Origin of the sequence: Pleomorphochaeta sp. (assembly GCF_050031695.1) — a bacterium.
Classification (GTDB): domain Bacteria; phylum Spirochaetota; class Spirochaetia; order Sphaerochaetales; family Sphaerochaetaceae; genus Pleomorphochaeta.
This window is the reverse complement of the sequence record NZ_JBNAIC010000078.1, coordinates 1-17,384: the sequence shown is the minus strand read 5'-3', so window position 1 is coordinate 17,384 and position 17,384 is coordinate 1. Positions and strand designations below refer to the sequence as shown.

Below are 17,384 nucleotides of genomic sequence, written 5' to 3'. Positions count from 1 at the left end.
CAGGTTTACACGATTACCCATGAAGGACTTTATAATTAAGTCAAATTAGCTTTATACAAAAAAAAGCTATTTTTTAATTCCTTATATTGAAAGAATTTAAAATAGCTGAATTATTGTATCAACAATATGTACTTAAATGCCGAAGACAAGACTTGAACTCGTACAAAAAGTAGATTATGTATTCAATGCCTAATATTAATAGCTATAAACTCTCTATATTATTTTTGCTTAAATTAAAAAATACGCTAAATTTACTTATTCAGTAACTTTAACTATGATAAACTTGTTATATATATCAAGGAGAAGTTATATGAGAAAGAATTATTTAATATTATTTGTATTGTTCATAATTTTAAGTCCATTAAGTGCTAAAGATGATACATCCTTATATATTAATGGTTTAGAAGCAATTATTGAGGAAAATGAATCTGAAGCAAAAGAGTCATTTAGTGAATTAATAGATTTGTATCCAAGCTCAAAATATCAATTTAATGCTAGTAACTATCTTTTTGATCTTAATAATGCTAAAGATAATTCAGGAATTGTTCCTTTTTATCTAAATAATATAGCAACCATTACATATACTGCGTTTGGTATAAATAGTCTATTAGAAATAGAACAAGATACATTAACTATTGGTTTAACAGGTTTAGCTGGTGTTGGCGGAGGATTAGGTCTTTCGTCTTTATTAGCTAAGGATTATGAAATAACAAAAGAATTATTTACAAGAATGGCTACAAATCAGACCGTAGCAATGGGAAATTATTATTATTTACAAGGTATATTATATGATCAAGATTTAATTGGTGATACAGCTACTGAAGATAAAATAGTACTAGCTTCTCAATTAGCTACACTAAATGGTTCATTATATTTATCATATTTTGGTTTAAGAGACAAAGAGCTAGAAAAAGGCAAAGGATTCTTTGGCTTTCAATCCTATGCATGGGCTAACTATTATTATTGGTTAAGTACATTACTATTTGAAATGGATGATACAACAACACAATTAGGTTTAGCTATGGGGATTTCTGATTTAGCTTATATTGGTTCATTTCCACTTTGGGATAAATTACAATGGTCAGGCGCTAGAAGTGGTTTAGTTTCTGTTGGTGGTATTGGTGGTGCATTAATAGGTTTATTCACAAATTTAATTGTTGAAAACTTTGTTACTTTAGACGTTAAACAAGTAACTTCTATTGTTTTAGGTGGCACATTATTAGGTCAAGCTTATTCTGTTTATCTAACTAGAAATATGGGCTCAAACAGATATAGTAAAATTGCAGATAATAATTTGATTATGCCTTATCCTATTATCAAAGCTAATAATGAATATGGTATTGGGTTCCATACTTTTATTTAATTAAGAGCTAAAAAAAATATAATTAATTTTGTTTATAGATTAGTTATAAAAATAAAATAAACTGAATGTTTTAACTTTAAATTAAGTTTTAATATTCAGTTTAATTTTATTATTTGTTATTTAATTCATCTTTTATGCTAATAGCCTTTTCAAGATAATTAGTGGTTAATATATCTATATTATTAGATATTAAATCTCTCATGTTTTCTTCATTATCTACAGTCCATACATTAATGAAATATCCTTTATCATGTAGTAAAGTAATTGTTTCTTTATCTAAGGCTAATGGAAGAGTTCCTGGATCTTTACTTTTCTTCATTAAAGATTTAGCTAAAGACGAAGATGCTGTATCTAGTTTTTCTAATTGAAAAGAATATGGCCCTATATATTTAGTTTTAACTCTTTTTAATTCACTTTCTATACCCTTAACTTTATCTAAAGAAGAGCCTGTCATGCATGAGTTTTTCTTAATTAATAATAGAGAGGGGATAGAAGAATCAAGTTTTAAAGTGTTAGAGATTGTAGATTTTGAAAAACCGATTATAATAGTTTTTTCTTGCATTTCTGTTTCATAAATTAAATTAATAACATCTTCTTCTATATTAGAAGCCTTAATTTCAAGAACTGCTATCATATTATTTTGTTTTAAGTAGGTTAGTGTTTCTTTTAAGGTAGGTATTTTTTCACCTGTGTATTTTTCATCTTTCCAACTTCCTGCATCTAACGTGGATAAATACTCATATGATAATTGTTTTACTTTTCCACTTCCGTTAGTTGTTCTATCTACTGTGTTATCATGAATTACTACTAATACATCATCTTCACTTATTTGAACATCAAATTCACATGCTTTAGCTCCAGCTTTTTTAGCTTCTTCGAATGCACTTATAGTATTTTCAGGAGCTATTGCTGCATAACCTCTGTGAGCAACTATTAATGTACCATTTTCTTCAACGTAGTTTGATATAAAAGTAGGGTTGTTATCAATTTGTTTTGTTTGGCAACTGCTACTACTAAATAAAATAATTAGCATTAATATTAATAAAGAGATATTTTTAAGGTGATTTTTACTCAATCTTACTTCCTTTGTAATTTGAATTATAATTTAAGCATAAGAAACGAATATCCATATGTCAATAAATTTCTAAAAGCATTAATTATTATATATATCTAAATATTCTTCTAAAAGAAATTATTTATACTGAGATATGATATATCGTTGACAAATATATCGGTTTTCGATATATTGTATAACGTAATATAAAAATAGGAGGTTATTGTGAATAAAGAAGGCCCATTAACAGAAGCAACTTTCTATATACTGCTTGCATTAAGACACCCAAATCATGGTTATGGAATTATACAAGAAGTAACGCTTTTAACTCAGGACAGAGTATCTTTAGGCGCAGGGACATTGTATGGAGCAATTAACTCATTAATAAAAAAGAAATGGATTAAACTTTATAGTGAAGATAAATCTTCTAGAAAGAAGAAAGAATATATTTTAACACGGGTAGGGTATGAAGTTTTTAAACAGGAAGAAAAAAGGTTAGAAGAATTGTCAAATTCAGCAAAACTTATGGAGGAATTCAATGATTAAATTTAGATTATTATTTGATAAGGATGTTGAGGTTGCTTGGTTAAATGAAATGTCAAATAATGGTTGGGCATTTACTAAGTTTATATTAGGTTTTTATAAGTTTGAGAAATGTGAAGAATCAGAATATGTATATGATATAGATTTACTAAGTTATTATTATGATTATGATAATTTTAAAACTTTTATGAAAGAAAGTGATATTGAAGTAGTTCAGAGATGGTATAGATGGGTATATGTAAGAAAAATTAATGATTATAAAGGGTTTGAATTATATAGTGATACTGAATCGAAAATCGAACATTATCAAAGAATTTTAAGCTTATTTAAAGTTGCTTTCATAATTGAATTAGTTTGTTTTCTTTTTGAAATAGGGATCCCATTAATTACAAGAGAGATGACCGCTTTTAATTTCATCGCAATAAGTTTAATAGTACTTTTCGCAATTTGTGTATTTGGTGCATATTCTAAAACACAAGAAAAGTTGAAATATTATAAAAATATATTAGAAACATAATAAAAAGACATGAGGAGAGCTCCTCATGTCTTTAATGCTTATCTTTATTAGTTTATATCTCTAACTAATAATGCATAATTGTATATAACTATATAATCTGCAGCATTTTCACTATTACTAAGATCAAATTCAGTTGTTGTATCACTTTCATCATAAGAATAGGGGTATGTTTCATCATATAAATCAGCCCAAAAATCTCTTGATAATTTAGGTACTTGAGTTACTTCATAAGTTGTATCTTTATAATCAGCTCTCATACATCCCGGTCCATGTACATCAACAAAATCTTCAATAGTTGCTGTATCTGATGATGTGTCTTCGTCTAAGTCGATACCATATCCTCTACCAAATGCAATATAATCTGCCATTTCAGTAAAGTCGCCACAAGTTGTACTTGAGTAAACATAACAGTTAGGTCTACTTAATGTAAAGAAATCAGGATCGGTTGCAGGGAGTTCAGTTTTTTCATATTCAACTATACTTTGTAGTTCTTTAATATTGGGTAATCTCCAATCATTATAACCAAATAAAGAAATATCATTCATATCTTCTACCCATGATAAAGTATCAACCCAGTCTCTACCTAAGCCAAAATTATCATCTGTAGAATTTCTAAAAGAGCCATCATCATTTAAATAACCACTATCTACTTGTGTCCACATAAGGCCTGTAGCATTGTCACTAATAGTATAATCTTCGTTATCTTGAAAATCATTTACACCATAAACATTTTCTTCGCCTCTAACAGCTCTAACTCCTGCAGGAATAGAATAATCGCTTTCGCTTCCATCTATATTATAACCATCTGCATAAGATTTTAGGTGACCATCAGCCCAGTTAAAGCCGTAGTTTTTTTCCATTTCTTCATAATCGTTTTCAGCTGGCATTTTACATACAGTGCTTGTCCAATAAGAGCCTGTATAAGGTTTTGCTTCATCATAAAAAAAATCAAAATAATCAGTATCGATATAAGGCTGAGAATTAGAAGTGTCAGAGGCATCTAGTTCTCCAGCTAACATAGCAATAGAAAATGATTCTTTAATTGTTGGAAGTCTCCAATCTGCATAACCTCCAATTTCTAAATCTTCTACATATTCAACTGCTTCATCATAAGTCATTTTATTAGTAGGCGGGGTTTGTTGCCACATAAATCCTGTATTATTGTCAGTAACAGTTCCATCCCCATTATCTGTATAAGATGGTACAACCCCTTCATATTGAGCATCTTGGCCATAATATAATTCGCCTTTTTCAGGGGCATCAATAATGGTGCCTTCATTATCATAAAAAGATGTTTGCATAGTATCAGTTACAACAAAAGATATTGTTGGAGTAGTATAAGAGGTATTAATTGAAGAAGAAGATAAATTGCAACCAATTAAAATAGTAACAGTAGATAAAAGGAGTATTATTCCTTTAAGAATTATATGGTTAGTTTTTTTCATAATTTTAACCTTAATGTATTCATATAGAAAAACATAGAAGTTCATTCTATGTTTTTCAAATAAAATTTTTATTTCTTATATTAGTATTAATCAATATCTCTTACTAAGAATGCATAGTTATAAATAACAATATAATCAGCAGCATTTTCACTATTACTTAAATCAAATTCAGTAGTAGTATTGTTTTCATCATAAGGATATGGATATTCAACACCGTATAAATAAGACCAGAAATCTCTTGATAATTTGGGAGCTTGTGTAATAACAGAACTTGTATCTTTATAGTCAGCACGCATACAACCAGGACCGTGTACATCTACAAAGTCTTCAATTGTTGCATCTTCTACATTAAATGATGGAGTTGAACTGCTTTCACTATTTTCCATTTCAGGTGGTGGTCCCATAGGTCTATCACTATCTTCCATTCCTGGAGGAGGTCCCATAGGTCTATCACTTGAACTACTAGAACTATCAAAATCTGTATTTGGGAATAAAGAAGGCATAGTCATTTCTGAAGAATTAGTAGCTAAATCAATGCCATAACCTCTACCGAATGCAATGTAATCAGCCATTTCTGGGAAATCACCACAAGTTGTGCTTGACCATACAAAACAATCAGGTCTACTTAAGTTAAAGAAATTAGGATCTGTTGCAGGAAGTTCAGTTTTTTCATATTGTACAATACTTTGAAGTTCTTTGATATCAGGTAATCTCCAATCACTATAACCTAAATATTCAATTTCATTCATTTTTTCAACCCAAGCTAATGTGTCTACCCAAGTTCTACCATTACCATAGTTGTCATCATTTATATCTCGAATACTACCATCATCATTTACCCAACCGCTATCTTGTTGGCTCCACATAAGATTAGTTGCATTATCACTAATTGTACCATCATTATTATCTTCAAAATCATTTACGCCATAAACGTTTTCTTCACCTCTAACAGCTCTAACTCCAGCTGGAATTGAATGATCAGTTGTGCTTCCATCAATGTTATAACCATCACCATATGATTTTAAGTGGCCATCAGCCCAGTTGAAACCATAATTTTTTTCCATTTCTTCATAATCGTTATTTGCTGGCATTTTACAAACAGTGCTTGTCCAATAAGAACCTGTATAAGGTTTTATTTCATCATAATAGAAATCAAAATAATCACTATCAATATAAGGAATAGCTAATGTAGTGTCTTCAGGATTTAATTTACCATCTAGCATAGCAATTGAGAAAGATTCTTTAATTGTTGGTAGTCTCCAGTCTGTATAACCACCTAATTCAAGATTTTCTACATACTCTAGTGCATCATCATAAGTCATTTTTGATTGTAGTGGAGTTTGTTGCCACATTAATCCTGTATTGTTATCAGTTACTGTACCGTCCCCATTATCACTATAGGAAGGAATAATTCCTTGATATTGTGCATCTTGTCCATAATATAATTCGCCTTTGCTTGGGGCATCAATAACATTACCTGAAGCATCATAACAAGAAGTTTGCATAGCATCAGTTATTACATATGATACCTTTGGAAGTTCAATAACTTTGATATCTTCTTTTGTATTTGTTGAATTACAACTAATTAGTAGAACTGATAAACTTGAAGCTATAAATAAAAGATTAGTCAATTTATTTCTTTTCATATAATTTCCTTTATAAGAAGTGTGTTAGAATTTTGTAAATATTAAGAAAAATAGAATATTAACTATATTACGATATCTCGATAACACAAATTGAGTCAATAATTTATTATGTATCCTTAGTGTAGGTTTTATGGAGTTGAAATTAATATAAATATATGTGATTTAAAAAGTATTATTCATTAATAAATATATATAAATATAAAATAATAATTTTACTTATAACCCAAAAGCTTTTTACATATAGCCCTTTAAAAAAAATAATTTTTTATGTTTGACAATGTAATAATTCGCATGTATTCTAGTTATGTTAAGAAAAATTAACATTAAGGAGAAGGTTTATGAAAAAATTATTGTTGATTGCGTTATCTTTATCTCTATTAGCACTTCCTGTTTTTGCAAGTGGTAGTCAAGAAGAAGAAACAGCACCTGTTGTTGAAGAAAAAGTAATGACTCATGATGAGTTAGTTGCAGCTGCAAAAGAAGAAGGTAAAGTTGTAGTTTATGCGACTACTAGTAGAATTGCTAAAGCAGCTGAAGCTTTTAGTGCAAAATATGGAATTGAAACAGAAACTTCAAATCTTAAAGATTTTGAGTTAATTGAAAAAATTTCAAAAGAAGCAGCAAGTGGTGCATTAGGTGCAGATTTTGTAATTGCTCAAGATGGTGGTAGAGTAATGGGTGAATTAATTAACCTAGGTTATTTATATTCTTTTGTTCCTGAAAGCATGAAAGAAGTTATTCCACCTCAATATCAAGATCCACTAGTATTCTCTGTTATTAATAAATTATTTATCTTCAATAATGAAGACTTTACAGATGAACCATTTGATAACATTTGGGCATTAACAACTGATGAATGGAAAGGTAAATTCCAATTCAAAAATCCTTTCCAAGAAAGTGTAAATGCTAACTTCTTAACTATGGTTACAAAAGATGAAGTTGCAGATGAAATTGCTGTAGCATATAAAAACTATTTTGGTAAAGAAATTGTATTAACAACTGAAAATGCAGGTTATGAATGGATTAAAGCTTTATATGAAAATGATTTAATAGTTACAACTTCAGATACAAAAACTGCTGAAAGTGTTGGAGTTAAAGGCCAACATAAGGATGAAAATGCTGGTTTATTTGTATTCTCTAAATTACGTTATGTTGAAAGTAAGAACTTAGCACTACAACCAATGTTTGATGTAGAACCATTTAGTGGTTTCTATTATCCACTATATGCATTAATGGTTAATGATGCTAAACATCCAGCTGCTGCTAAATTATTTATTGAATTCTTATTAACAGAAGATGGTTTCTCTCCTTGGTCTAGCAACATGGGTACATATTCATCAAATCCTAATGTTACTTTAGTTGATGGTGATTATCCTGTAAGTTTCTGGGAAAATATTTTAATCAGTGAAGATCCAGTTTGGTGTTTTGAAAACAGAGCACAAGTTGAAGAATTCTTAAACGAATATCTATATTAATAAATTTAAAAAAATATATATGGGGTTGCTTTACAACCCCATATCTTTAGAGGATTAAAAATGACTTATAGAAATAGATTGAAAATGTATTTCAAGAAGCCTCATAATATTATATTAACATCTTTATTTATTGTTCTAATTTATTTAACAATAATTCCAATGATTACAATTATTATTGATACTTTTACTGTTCACCAATCAGAATTGATGAGAATAAAAGGATCTAAAGTTGGCTCTTTTACCCTATACCATTGGTCTAAGGTATTTTTTTCATCAATTAGTGAGAAAATGTTTTATCAACCATTATTAAATACTATAGTTGTAGCATTAGGCACTTGTTTTGTTGCTATTTTGATTGGTGGAGTAGTTGCATGGCTAATTACTAGAACTGATATGAAGTTTAAGACTATCATATCTACTCTTTTTATTTTCCCATACATTATGCCATCTTGGACAATAGCAATGGCTTGGTTAAATTTCTTTAAAAATCCATTAGTAGGTGGAGCTCCGGGGTTATTTACAGTTCTTACTGGAGTTGAAACTCCAAACTGGTTTGCTTATGGACAATTCCCTATAATAATGGTTTTAGGATTGCACTATGCACCATTTGCTTATATCTTAATTGGTGGAATATTGAGAAATATGGATGCTAATTTAGAAGAGGCTGCACAACTTATGAAAGCAAGTAGAGCTAGAATAATGAGAAAGATTACAATACCAATTGTTCTTCCTGCTCTTTTATCAACATTCTTATTAGTTTTCTCAAGTGCAATGAGTGCTTTTGCAGTTCCTGCTTTTTTAGGAACTCCAGTAAGATATCAAGTATTAACAACTCAGATGTATAGAACTTTAAATGGTTTAAATCCAGGGTATGGTTATATAATGGCATTAGTAATGATTGTAATTGGTATCTTTATATTAACAATGAATCAAAAGATTATTGGAAGTAGAAGATCTTTTACAACAATTACAGGTAAATCATCTAATATTGCATTAATTAAACTTAGAAAATTTAAATGGTTAATTTCATTAATAGTATTAATATCTACTTTGTTAGTATGTATTGTTCCACTAATTTCATTTGCTGTTGAATCCTTTATTGTTGAACCAGGAAATTATTCACTATCCAATTTTTCAACAATTTTCTGGGTAGGAGAAGGCTCTCCTGAAATTGCAAACGGGGAACCTGGAATATTAAGAAATCCATCTATATTATTAGGTTTAGTAAATAGTGTAAAACTCTCTGTAGTTGTTTCTTTAGTAGCTGGTACACTTGGAATTTTAACAGGTTATTCTATTTCAAAAGCTAGAGGAACTAAGCTTGCTTTAATTGTTAACAATTTAGCTTTCTTCCCATATTTAATGCCTAGTATGGCATTTGGTGCTATTTATTTATCAATGTTTGCAGTTAGAAGAGGTTTTATTCCTCCTCTTTATGGTTCCTTTACATTACTAGTTATTGTTGGTTCAATTAAATATTTACCATTTGCATCAAGAGCAAGTATTGGAGCAATGCATCAATTAAGTGGTGAAATAGAAGAAGCAGGTACTATACAAGGTATATCATGGTTTAAGAGAATGGTTAAAATAATAATACCTATCCAAAAGGCAAGTTTTATTTCAGGTTATTTATTACCATTTATTTCTTGTATGAGAGAATTATCATTATTTATTCTTTTAGTAACACCTGCTACAAGAATCTTAACAACATTATTGTTCCAATATAATGAAAAAGGTTGGTCTCAATATGCTAATGCAATCAATTTATTGATAGTATTCTTTGTTGTAGGAAGTAACTTAATCGTTAATAAAGTTACAGGTGCTTCAATTGATAAAGGTATTGGAGGAAATTAAAATATGCCAGAAATAAAATTAAAAAATATAACAAAACGCTTTGGTAAAGCATTAGCTGTAGATAATTTATCTATGACAATTAAAGATGGAGAATTTGTTTCTCTTTTAGGACCTAGTGGTTGTGGGAAAACAACAACACTTAGAATGATTGCAGGTCTTGAAACACCTAGTGAAGGAGAAATATATATTGATGATAGATGTGTTTTTTCCTCTAAACAAGCAATAGATGTTTCCCCTGATAAAAGGGATGTAGGTTTTCTTTTTCAAAACTATGCTTTATGGCCACATATGACTGTATATAAAAATATATCATTCGGTCTTGAAAATATGAAATGGGATAAAAAAGCTATTGATGAAAGAGTTCATGAATTAGTGAAAATGTTAAAAATTGAAGAATTTTTAGAAAGATATCCTTCTGAACTTTCTGGTGGGCAACAACAAAGGGTTGCTATAGCTAGAACTTTATCTACTGGTCCTAAAGTATTATTTATGGATGAACCTTTAAGTAATTTAGATGCTAAACTTAGAATGGAAATGAGAACTGAATTAAAAAGATTGCATATAGAAACTGGTGCAACCTTTGTTTATGTAACTCATGACCAACTAGAAGCTATGACTTTATCTACTAAAATATGTTTATTAAAAGAAGGACTATTACAACAATACCAACCTCCTTTAGAAGTTTATAGAAATCCAAGCAACTATTTTGTAGCAGATTTTGTTGGAGCTCCTAATATAAACATAATTGAAGTAGAAGGAACAACAGTAAATATTGATGAAGTTAAACTTACTAATCCATCAATTAATTTATTATTTTCTCCACTATCTAAAGTTGTATCAATTAGTGAAAATCAAAAATTATTATTAGGAATAAGACCTGAAGATATTCAAATAGAAAAGGAAGGTGATTTTGAAGCTGAAGTCTATTCTACACTTCCATCAGGTATGGAAACTATAGTGAAATTAAAAATTAAAGATATAATTTTAACTTCTGTAGTATTTGGAGATGTAGATTTTGATATTGGATCAAAGATAAAAGTTTCTTTTCCTAATGATAGATATATATTATTTGATAAGGAAACTGAGAATCAGTTAGCAAATGGAAAATTATCTTAATTAAAATTAATGTTGCCCCGTTAACATATACGGGGTAAACTATAAAAAGTTATATAATTGAGGTTTGTTAATGAATACAGTATTAATTGTTGATGATGAGAAAGCAATAGTTCAAATGCTTAGCATAAATTTAAAAAATTTCGGATATAAAGTATTGAAAGCTTATGACGGTTTTGATGCTTTAGAACTATTGAGTTATGAAAAAGTTGATGTTGTTCTATTAGATATTATGATGCCTAATATGGATGGAATTACTGTATGCAACAAAATTAAAGAGAATTCACTAACTAGAGCTATTCCAGTAATATTTTTAAGTGCAAAAACACAAGTTGAAGATAAGATAATTGGTTTAAATAATGGTGCTGATGACTATATTACTAAACCTTTTGATTTAAATGAACTTAAATCAAGAATTGATGCTGTAATAAGAAGGGTTGAAACCTTATCAAATCAAAATAATATAATATCTAAAGGTGATATAAAAATAGATTTATCTGAATTTAGAGTTTTTTGTAATTCTAATGAGCTAGAATTAACATTAACAGAATTTAAAATTTTATCAGAATTAGTTAAAATTGATAATTCTCTAGATAAAAATAGGCTGACAAGATTGATATATAATGATGAATCTTATCAAAATAAAAGAGTTTTAGATGTTCATATTAGAAATTTAAGAAGGAAACTTGATGATTATAATTCATCTTGTAAAATTGTTACATTAAGAGGGATAGGGTATATCCTTGAAATCAAACAAGACTAAAATATTTATTATTATAGTTCTCTCTATAATAGTTGGGGCTCTATTGATTTCTACATATTTTTTTGCTTTTAGATTTGTTATTCAACAAATTTTAGTTAGAGGCGACTCTGATACTAATAATTTAATTGCTTTAATAAATAAATATGATTCAGTTGATTTAGCACTTGAAAATTTTTCTGAAGATAGAGATTTAGAAATTATAATAGTTGATAATAATTATAAAGTATTAAGTAGTAACTCCTCGACTCTTAGAACTCAATATTTTTCTAATAATATTACTTTTGCTAAATCTCAAGGGGATGCATATTCATTTATTAGAACAGATGCTGGGAAGACTTTTTCTCTTATTTATTCTAAAAGTGATAAATTTAATGACGAGATAATTGTTGTTAGCATAGAATATCCTTTTTTATTATATTATGACTTTAGAACAACCATTTTTTCAATATTGATCCTTGCTATATTTATTCTAGCTTTAGATACTTATTTAATTACAATCTTTTCAATTAATACTTACATTAATGATTTAAATGATTATGTAAAAAACAGACATTTATATAATGAATATGATGAGACTTTAAATAAACTACCTTTAGATGGTAATAGTGAAGTTATAAACTTACTTAAAACTTTAGAAAAATTTAAAACTAGATATGAAGATATTTTAGAGAATAATAAAAATAGATTTTCTAAAATTAATTCTCTTTTATCAATAATACCATCTGGCATTTTAATTATTGATACTAATAAAAATATTACATTAATGAATGAATCTGCAAATTCCCTTTTAAATTTAAAAAAACGCGAAATTTTATTTCCAAAAGAAATAGATAATTTAAAAATAATATATTTGATTTGGGAAAATGTATGTAAAAGAAATAAAATAGAAGTTAGAGATTATAAATTGAATGGAAAAATTATTGAGATTGAGGCTATTCCATTAATAGATAAGTATAGTCCTTATGAATTTATTGGTGTTTTGTTTTTAGTTAGAGATGTGACGAAAACTAGAGAATTATCAATTATGAAAGATGAATATGTTTCTAATGTTTCTCATGAAATTAGAACCCCATTAACTATAATTAGTGGATTTTCACAAGCTTTATTAAATTCAAATATATCAGAAGAAGATAAAGAGATTTGTATTAATTCAATAAACGAGGAAGTAAATAAAATGACTATTCTAGTAGAAGAGCTTCTTCAGCTATCTAGAATAGGTAAAAATAATAAAAATGAAGAAAAAGAAATATTTAACCCATTTGAAGTAGTAAAAAATCAAATTTCGCTTTTTGTAAATAATGCTAGTGAAAAAGAAATTAATATACACATTGAATTAGATAATAATGAAAAATGTAATTTGAATTGCAATATAGTTTATTTTAGACAAATTATTAATAATCTAATCGATAATGCAATAAAATATTCTAATCAAAAAACTAATATTTTGATACATGAATTTATTGATGATAAATATTATTACTTTAGGATAAAAGATGAAGGTATTGGAATTGATAGTGAGTCCTTACCATATATTTTTGAAAGATTTTACAGGGTTGATAAATCTAGAAATAGAGAAATAGCAGGGAGCGGCTTAGGTCTTTCTATTGTTAAATTGTTATTAGATACAATAAATGGACAAATAGAAGTAGAAAGTGAAGTGAATGTTGGATCTACATTTACAGTTAAAATAGATAGGATAATAAATGAAAAATAAAATAAATAGAACTATTTTTAAAGCTTGTGATATAAGAGGTGTATATAATAAAGAACTTTTTGATATTGATTTTTATAATATTGGTAAAGCTTTTGCATCAATATTGGAAAAAGAAAATAAAACAACTTGTGTGGTAGGATATGATTGTAGACTTTCATCTAAAGTTTTATTTGAGAATATAAAAAAAGGATTAATTGAAGGTGGTATAACAGTTTATAGTTTTAATGATTTTGTTAGTACACCATATCTTTATTTTGCACTTAATAAATTAAAAGTAGATAGTGCCTTAATGATTACAGCCTCACATAATCCATATATATATAATGGATGCAAATTTGTAATGAATGATAGAATCTTTCATCAAGATGATATTCAAAATCTAGCTAATATAATTGAAAGTGATAATTATCAAATAACAAATAAAGGATCTATACAAATTGTTGATTTAAAAGATGAATATATAAACTATTTGATTTCAAAATTGGATATTAATAAATTAAAAGATAAAACAATAGTTTGGGATAGTGCAAATGGTGCAACAACTTTTATAATTAAAGATTTTGTTAAATATTTACCTTCAAAGAATATACTAATATTTAGTGAACCTGATGGATATTTTTCTAATCATAAACCAGATCCAAGTAAAGAAGAAAACTTAGAATTGTTAAAAGAAGAAGTTCTTAAACAAAAGGCTGATATAGGGATTTCTTTTGATGGTGATGGAGATAGAGTTGGTTTTGTAGATGAAAAAGGTAGATATATAGATGGAAACCAATTGTTAATATTGTTATCAAATGATTATTTAAAACATAATCCTGGCGAAAAAATAATAAGTGAGGTTAAAGCTAGTATAACCCTTTATGATACTATCAAAGATTTAGGTGGAATTCCTATTATGTGGAAAGTCGGTCATACAAATCAAAAATCAAAGATGATAGAAGAAGATATAAAGTTTGGTGGAGAAACTAGCGGGCACATATTTTATAAAGAAAATAACTATTATGATGATGGAATGTTTGCAGCCATAAAATTGTTAAACTATTATGTATCTACATCATTAACATTAGCTAATTTAATTGATCAAATATCTCCAATTTATAACACTGGTGAGATAAGACTTAAAATGAATGAAGAAGAAAGAACTCTTTTCTTAGAAAACATTGTAACTCAACTAAATTATGAGAAAAAAGAATTTATAGATATTGATGGAATGCGAGTTGAATATAAAGATGGTTTCTGGTTGCTAAGAAAATCTAACACAGAACCTCATATAACACTTTATTGTGAGTCTAATAATCCTATTGGTTATAATAAAATACTGTCAAATTTAAAAAAATATATTTCAAATACTAATTATGAACTAAATGAAATTTAAATAGTATAATACAATAAAAGAAAAAGGAGATGTATTTATGAAATTACAAGGTTTTGGTTTATTTGTTATTGATATGGGTAAAATGATTACATTTTACAGAGATGTTCTTGGTTTCGAAATTAAAGATGATAGTGATACCTCTAATGTATATTTAATTAAAGATGGTGTACTGTTTCTTTTATATAGACGTAATGATTTTGAAAATATGACGAATCAAAGGTTTGAATATAGTAAAAAAGTAAATGGTCATTTTGAAATAGCATTAGAAGTGGAAAATTATGATAGTGTTGATAATACATATAAAAAAGTAATTTCACTTGGTGCAACTCCTATCATGGTTCCAAAAACGGAACCATGGGGGCAACGAACCTGTTATATAGCTGACCCTGAAGGTAATTTGATTGAAATAGGCTCATTTAATAAAGAGTAAGTAATTTTAACCAAATCCTAATTTGTATGCTAATAAAGCTAATTGTGTTCTATCTCGAGTATCAAAAGTTGCTAAAATATTTGTCATATAATTTTTAATAGTTCCTTCTGATAAATTTAGATTTGACGCAATTTCTTTATTAGTTTTTCCTTCTCCTAAACATTCAAAAATTTGTTGCTCTTTTTTATTTAAAGACTGATAACATTCTCTAAGGAGTTGGATATTTGGGCTTTTATCTTCTTTATTAGAATTAATTAATATTTTAGATAATCTTGAGATAATTGAATTAGTTGCTTGGAATGTTCCATATTTAACTTGTTTTATAGCTCTCACTAAATCTTCTGTTGGGATATCTTTAAGAAGATAGCCATCTGCACCTATTTTTAATGATTTAATAATATATTCATCGTCATCAAAAGTTGTTAGCATGATGATATGTATATTTTTATTAGTTTCTTTAATTTTTTTAAGTGCTGTTATTCCATCCATTACTGGCATTCTAATATCCATAAGAATGATATCTGGATTGTGTTTTTTTGCTAAGTTAATTGCTTCATTACCATTAGAAGCTGTAGCTACAATTTCAATTTCTTCATTAATATTAAGAAGAGATGCAAGACCATCTCTAATAAGTGTTTGATCATCAGCAATAATAGTTTTAATCTTATTCATTGTTTTCTCCAATTAGTTTTACTGGATCTTTCGGTGCATATGCTGTTATTATAGTTCCTTTGTTTTCTGAACTCTTTATATTTAAACTACCATGTATTAATTCAAATCTTTCTATAAGACCTTTAATTCCCATCCCTGAATTGTTATCAGTTTTCAATTTATTATAATTAAAACCAATACCATTGTCTTCGATTTCAATTAAAGCAAATTGCTTTTTATATTTTAAACTAAACTTAACTTTAGTTGCATTTGAATGTTTAATAATATTAGTTGAACATTCTTGTGAAAATCTAAATAAAGCTAATAAAGAGGAATAATTAAATTCTGAATTTTGTTCTTCAATATTAGACTCAACTTCAATTCCACTTTGCATAAGGATAGATAATACAGAATTAATTTTTTCTTTTAAATTAAAATCAGCGTTTGATTTAGATAAATCATTTAATACTGCTCTAGTGTCTTTTAAACTAGAGGCTGAAACTTCTAAAGCGGCTTCGATAGATTTTTTACTTTCATCTTCATCTTTTTTAATAAAAGCTAGAGCTTTTCTTAGTTGAATTTGGATAGCTGTTAATGAGTGTCCTATATTATCATGCATTTCTCTTGCTATTCTTGTTCTCTCTTCTAAAATTGTTATTTTCGATATTTCATTAGCATATTCTTTTAATTCATTTTTGGATTGATTTAATTCTAAAACTAATTTATCTCTTTCTATGGTATTACTTAAATCAGATTGCCAAAATTTTGCAAATAAATAAAAAATAAAATTGATTATTATTCTTTGCAGTTTTAATAACCAAGAATAGTAAATAGGAAATTGATTTAAAGCTAAATTTTTATCATTATAAATAAAATTTAAGCCACAAAAGAAAATTAAAGTAGAAAGGCTTAATTTAGGTGGGAATATAAAGAAAGAGTAAAATACTAATAAAGGTATTATATTTACATAAAACGGATCTATATTATTTTTATTTCTATATTCAAATAAAAAAGTTATTATTATTGCTAAGACTCTTATAATAAAGAGAAAGATATTTAGTTTCTTTTTTTCACTGTCATAATTATTATAGTATTCTATTAATTCAAATATTACAAAACTAATTATAATTGTAGTTTTCAGAATTATATTAAATATATTATTCATTTTATTAGGTTCAAAAGAAAATTGCAGTGGTGTCATGAATAATAAATATATGATTATGATAAATAATCTTATGTACTTTTTACTTTTATATTTTGAAGCATCCATACAATACATAATGACATAGTTTTTAAATATTTTGTATGACTAAAGTAATAAATTATTTGTTACTTATCTCATCATCTTATTAGTTATTAGCTATTAATATTTTATTATGCAAAATATAAATTAAAAGGGATTTGTATATGAAAATTGAAAAAAAGATTATTTCTGTTTTTT

General features: G+C 27.3%; 15 protein-coding genes. 10 read left to right on the top strand and 5 right to left on the bottom strand.

Annotated features, from left to right (window positions below; translation table 11 throughout):
• The first annotated feature begins 310 nt into the window (after positions 1-310).
• Complete coding sequence (locus ACPKM0_RS13065) at positions 311-1,363, top strand: hypothetical protein (RefSeq protein WP_472476619.1); 1,053 nt, start codon at positions 311-313, stop codon at positions 1,361-1,363.
• Positions 1,364-1,472: 109 nt separating this feature from the next.
• Here ACPKM0_RS13065 and ACPKM0_RS13060 read toward each other — a convergent pair whose 3' ends face one another.
• The gene (locus tag ACPKM0_RS13060; RefSeq protein WP_472476617.1) at positions 1,473-2,438 is read right to left on the bottom strand and encodes a glycerophosphodiester phosphodiesterase; all 966 of its coding nucleotides are present in this window, start codon (positions 2,436-2,438) and stop codon (positions 1,473-1,475) included.
• A gap of 204 nt (positions 2,439-2,642) precedes the next feature.
• Here ACPKM0_RS13060 and ACPKM0_RS13055 point away from each other — a divergent pair, with 204 nt between their 5' ends.
• Positions 2,643-2,963 carry a PadR family transcriptional regulator gene (locus ACPKM0_RS13055; RefSeq protein WP_472476616.1) on the top strand — a complete coding sequence of 107 codons (321 nt, stop codon included), beginning with the start codon at positions 2,643-2,645 and terminating at the stop codon, positions 2,961-2,963.
• Positions 2,956-3,477 (top strand): DUF2812 domain-containing protein, encoded by a 522-nt coding sequence (locus tag ACPKM0_RS13050; RefSeq protein ID WP_472476614.1) that lies wholly within the window; start codon positions 2,956-2,958, stop codon positions 3,475-3,477. The genes ACPKM0_RS13055 and ACPKM0_RS13050 overlap by 8 nt, the downstream gene beginning before the upstream one ends.
• 47 nt (positions 3,478-3,524) lie before the next feature.
• On the opposite strand, the gene ACPKM0_RS13045 is transcribed toward ACPKM0_RS13050, so the two are convergent.
• Together ACPKM0_RS13045 and ACPKM0_RS13040 are read right to left on the bottom strand one after the other, a co-directional pair.
• Positions 3,525-4,922, bottom strand: a complete 1,398-nt coding sequence (locus tag ACPKM0_RS13045; RefSeq protein WP_472476613.1) for an Lcl C-terminal domain-containing protein — start codon at positions 4,920-4,922, stop codon at positions 3,525-3,527.
• 86 nt (positions 4,923-5,008) lie between these two features.
• Positions 5,009-6,568: an Lcl C-terminal domain-containing protein gene (locus ACPKM0_RS13040; RefSeq protein WP_472476612.1), complete on the bottom strand. Its 1,560-nt coding sequence runs from the start codon at positions 6,566-6,568 to the stop codon at positions 5,009-5,011.
• A 338-nt stretch (positions 6,569-6,906) separates the two neighbouring features.
• Here ACPKM0_RS13040 and ACPKM0_RS13035 point away from each other — a divergent pair, with 338 nt between their 5' ends.
• From ACPKM0_RS13035 to ACPKM0_RS13005, 7 genes are all read left to right on the top strand, one after another.
• Positions 6,907-8,043, top strand: a complete 1,137-nt coding sequence (locus ACPKM0_RS13035) for an ABC transporter substrate-binding protein (RefSeq protein WP_472476610.1) — start codon at positions 6,907-6,909, stop codon at positions 8,041-8,043.
• 60 nt (positions 8,044-8,103) lie between these two features.
• Entirely contained in the window at positions 8,104-9,897 is a 1,794-nt protein-coding gene (locus ACPKM0_RS13030; RefSeq protein ID WP_472476608.1) for an ABC transporter permease, read from the top strand.
• Positions 9,898-9,900: 3 nt separating this feature from the next.
• Positions 9,901-11,013 carry an ABC transporter ATP-binding protein gene (locus ACPKM0_RS13025; protein ID WP_472476607.1) on the top strand — a complete coding sequence of 371 codons (1,113 nt, stop codon included), beginning with the start codon at positions 9,901-9,903 and terminating at the stop codon, positions 11,011-11,013.
• Between the two features lie 70 nt (positions 11,014-11,083).
• Complete coding sequence (locus ACPKM0_RS13020; RefSeq protein ID WP_472476605.1) at positions 11,084-11,773, top strand: response regulator transcription factor; 690 nt, start codon at positions 11,084-11,086, stop codon at positions 11,771-11,773.
• Positions 11,754-13,487, top strand: coding sequence for a sensor histidine kinase (locus ACPKM0_RS13015; RefSeq protein ID WP_472476603.1), 1,734 nt, complete (start codon positions 11,754-11,756; stop codon positions 13,485-13,487). Before ACPKM0_RS13020 ends, ACPKM0_RS13015 begins: the two co-directional genes overlap by 20 nt.
• The gene (locus tag ACPKM0_RS13010; RefSeq protein WP_472476602.1) at positions 13,477-14,862 is read left to right on the top strand and encodes a phosphomannomutase/phosphoglucomutase; all 1,386 of its coding nucleotides are present in this window, start codon (positions 13,477-13,479) and stop codon (positions 14,860-14,862) included. The genes ACPKM0_RS13015 and ACPKM0_RS13010 overlap by 11 nt, the downstream gene beginning before the upstream one ends.
• 37 nt (positions 14,863-14,899) lie before the next feature.
• Positions 14,900-15,292 carry a VOC family protein gene (locus ACPKM0_RS13005; RefSeq protein WP_472476600.1) on the top strand — a complete coding sequence of 131 codons (393 nt, stop codon included), beginning with the start codon at positions 14,900-14,902 and terminating at the stop codon, positions 15,290-15,292.
• 6 nt (positions 15,293-15,298) lie between these two features.
• On the opposite strand, the gene ACPKM0_RS13000 is transcribed toward ACPKM0_RS13005, so the two are convergent.
• Positions 15,299-15,964: a response regulator transcription factor gene (locus tag ACPKM0_RS13000; RefSeq protein ID WP_472476598.1), complete on the bottom strand. Its 666-nt coding sequence runs from the start codon at positions 15,962-15,964 to the stop codon at positions 15,299-15,301.
• A complete protein-coding gene (locus tag ACPKM0_RS12995) occupies positions 15,957-17,108 on the bottom strand; it encodes a sensor histidine kinase (protein WP_472476596.1) in 1,152 nt (383 codons plus the stop codon). Before ACPKM0_RS12995 ends, ACPKM0_RS13000 begins: the two co-directional genes overlap by 8 nt.
• Between the last annotated feature and the right edge of the window lie 276 nt (positions 17,109-17,384).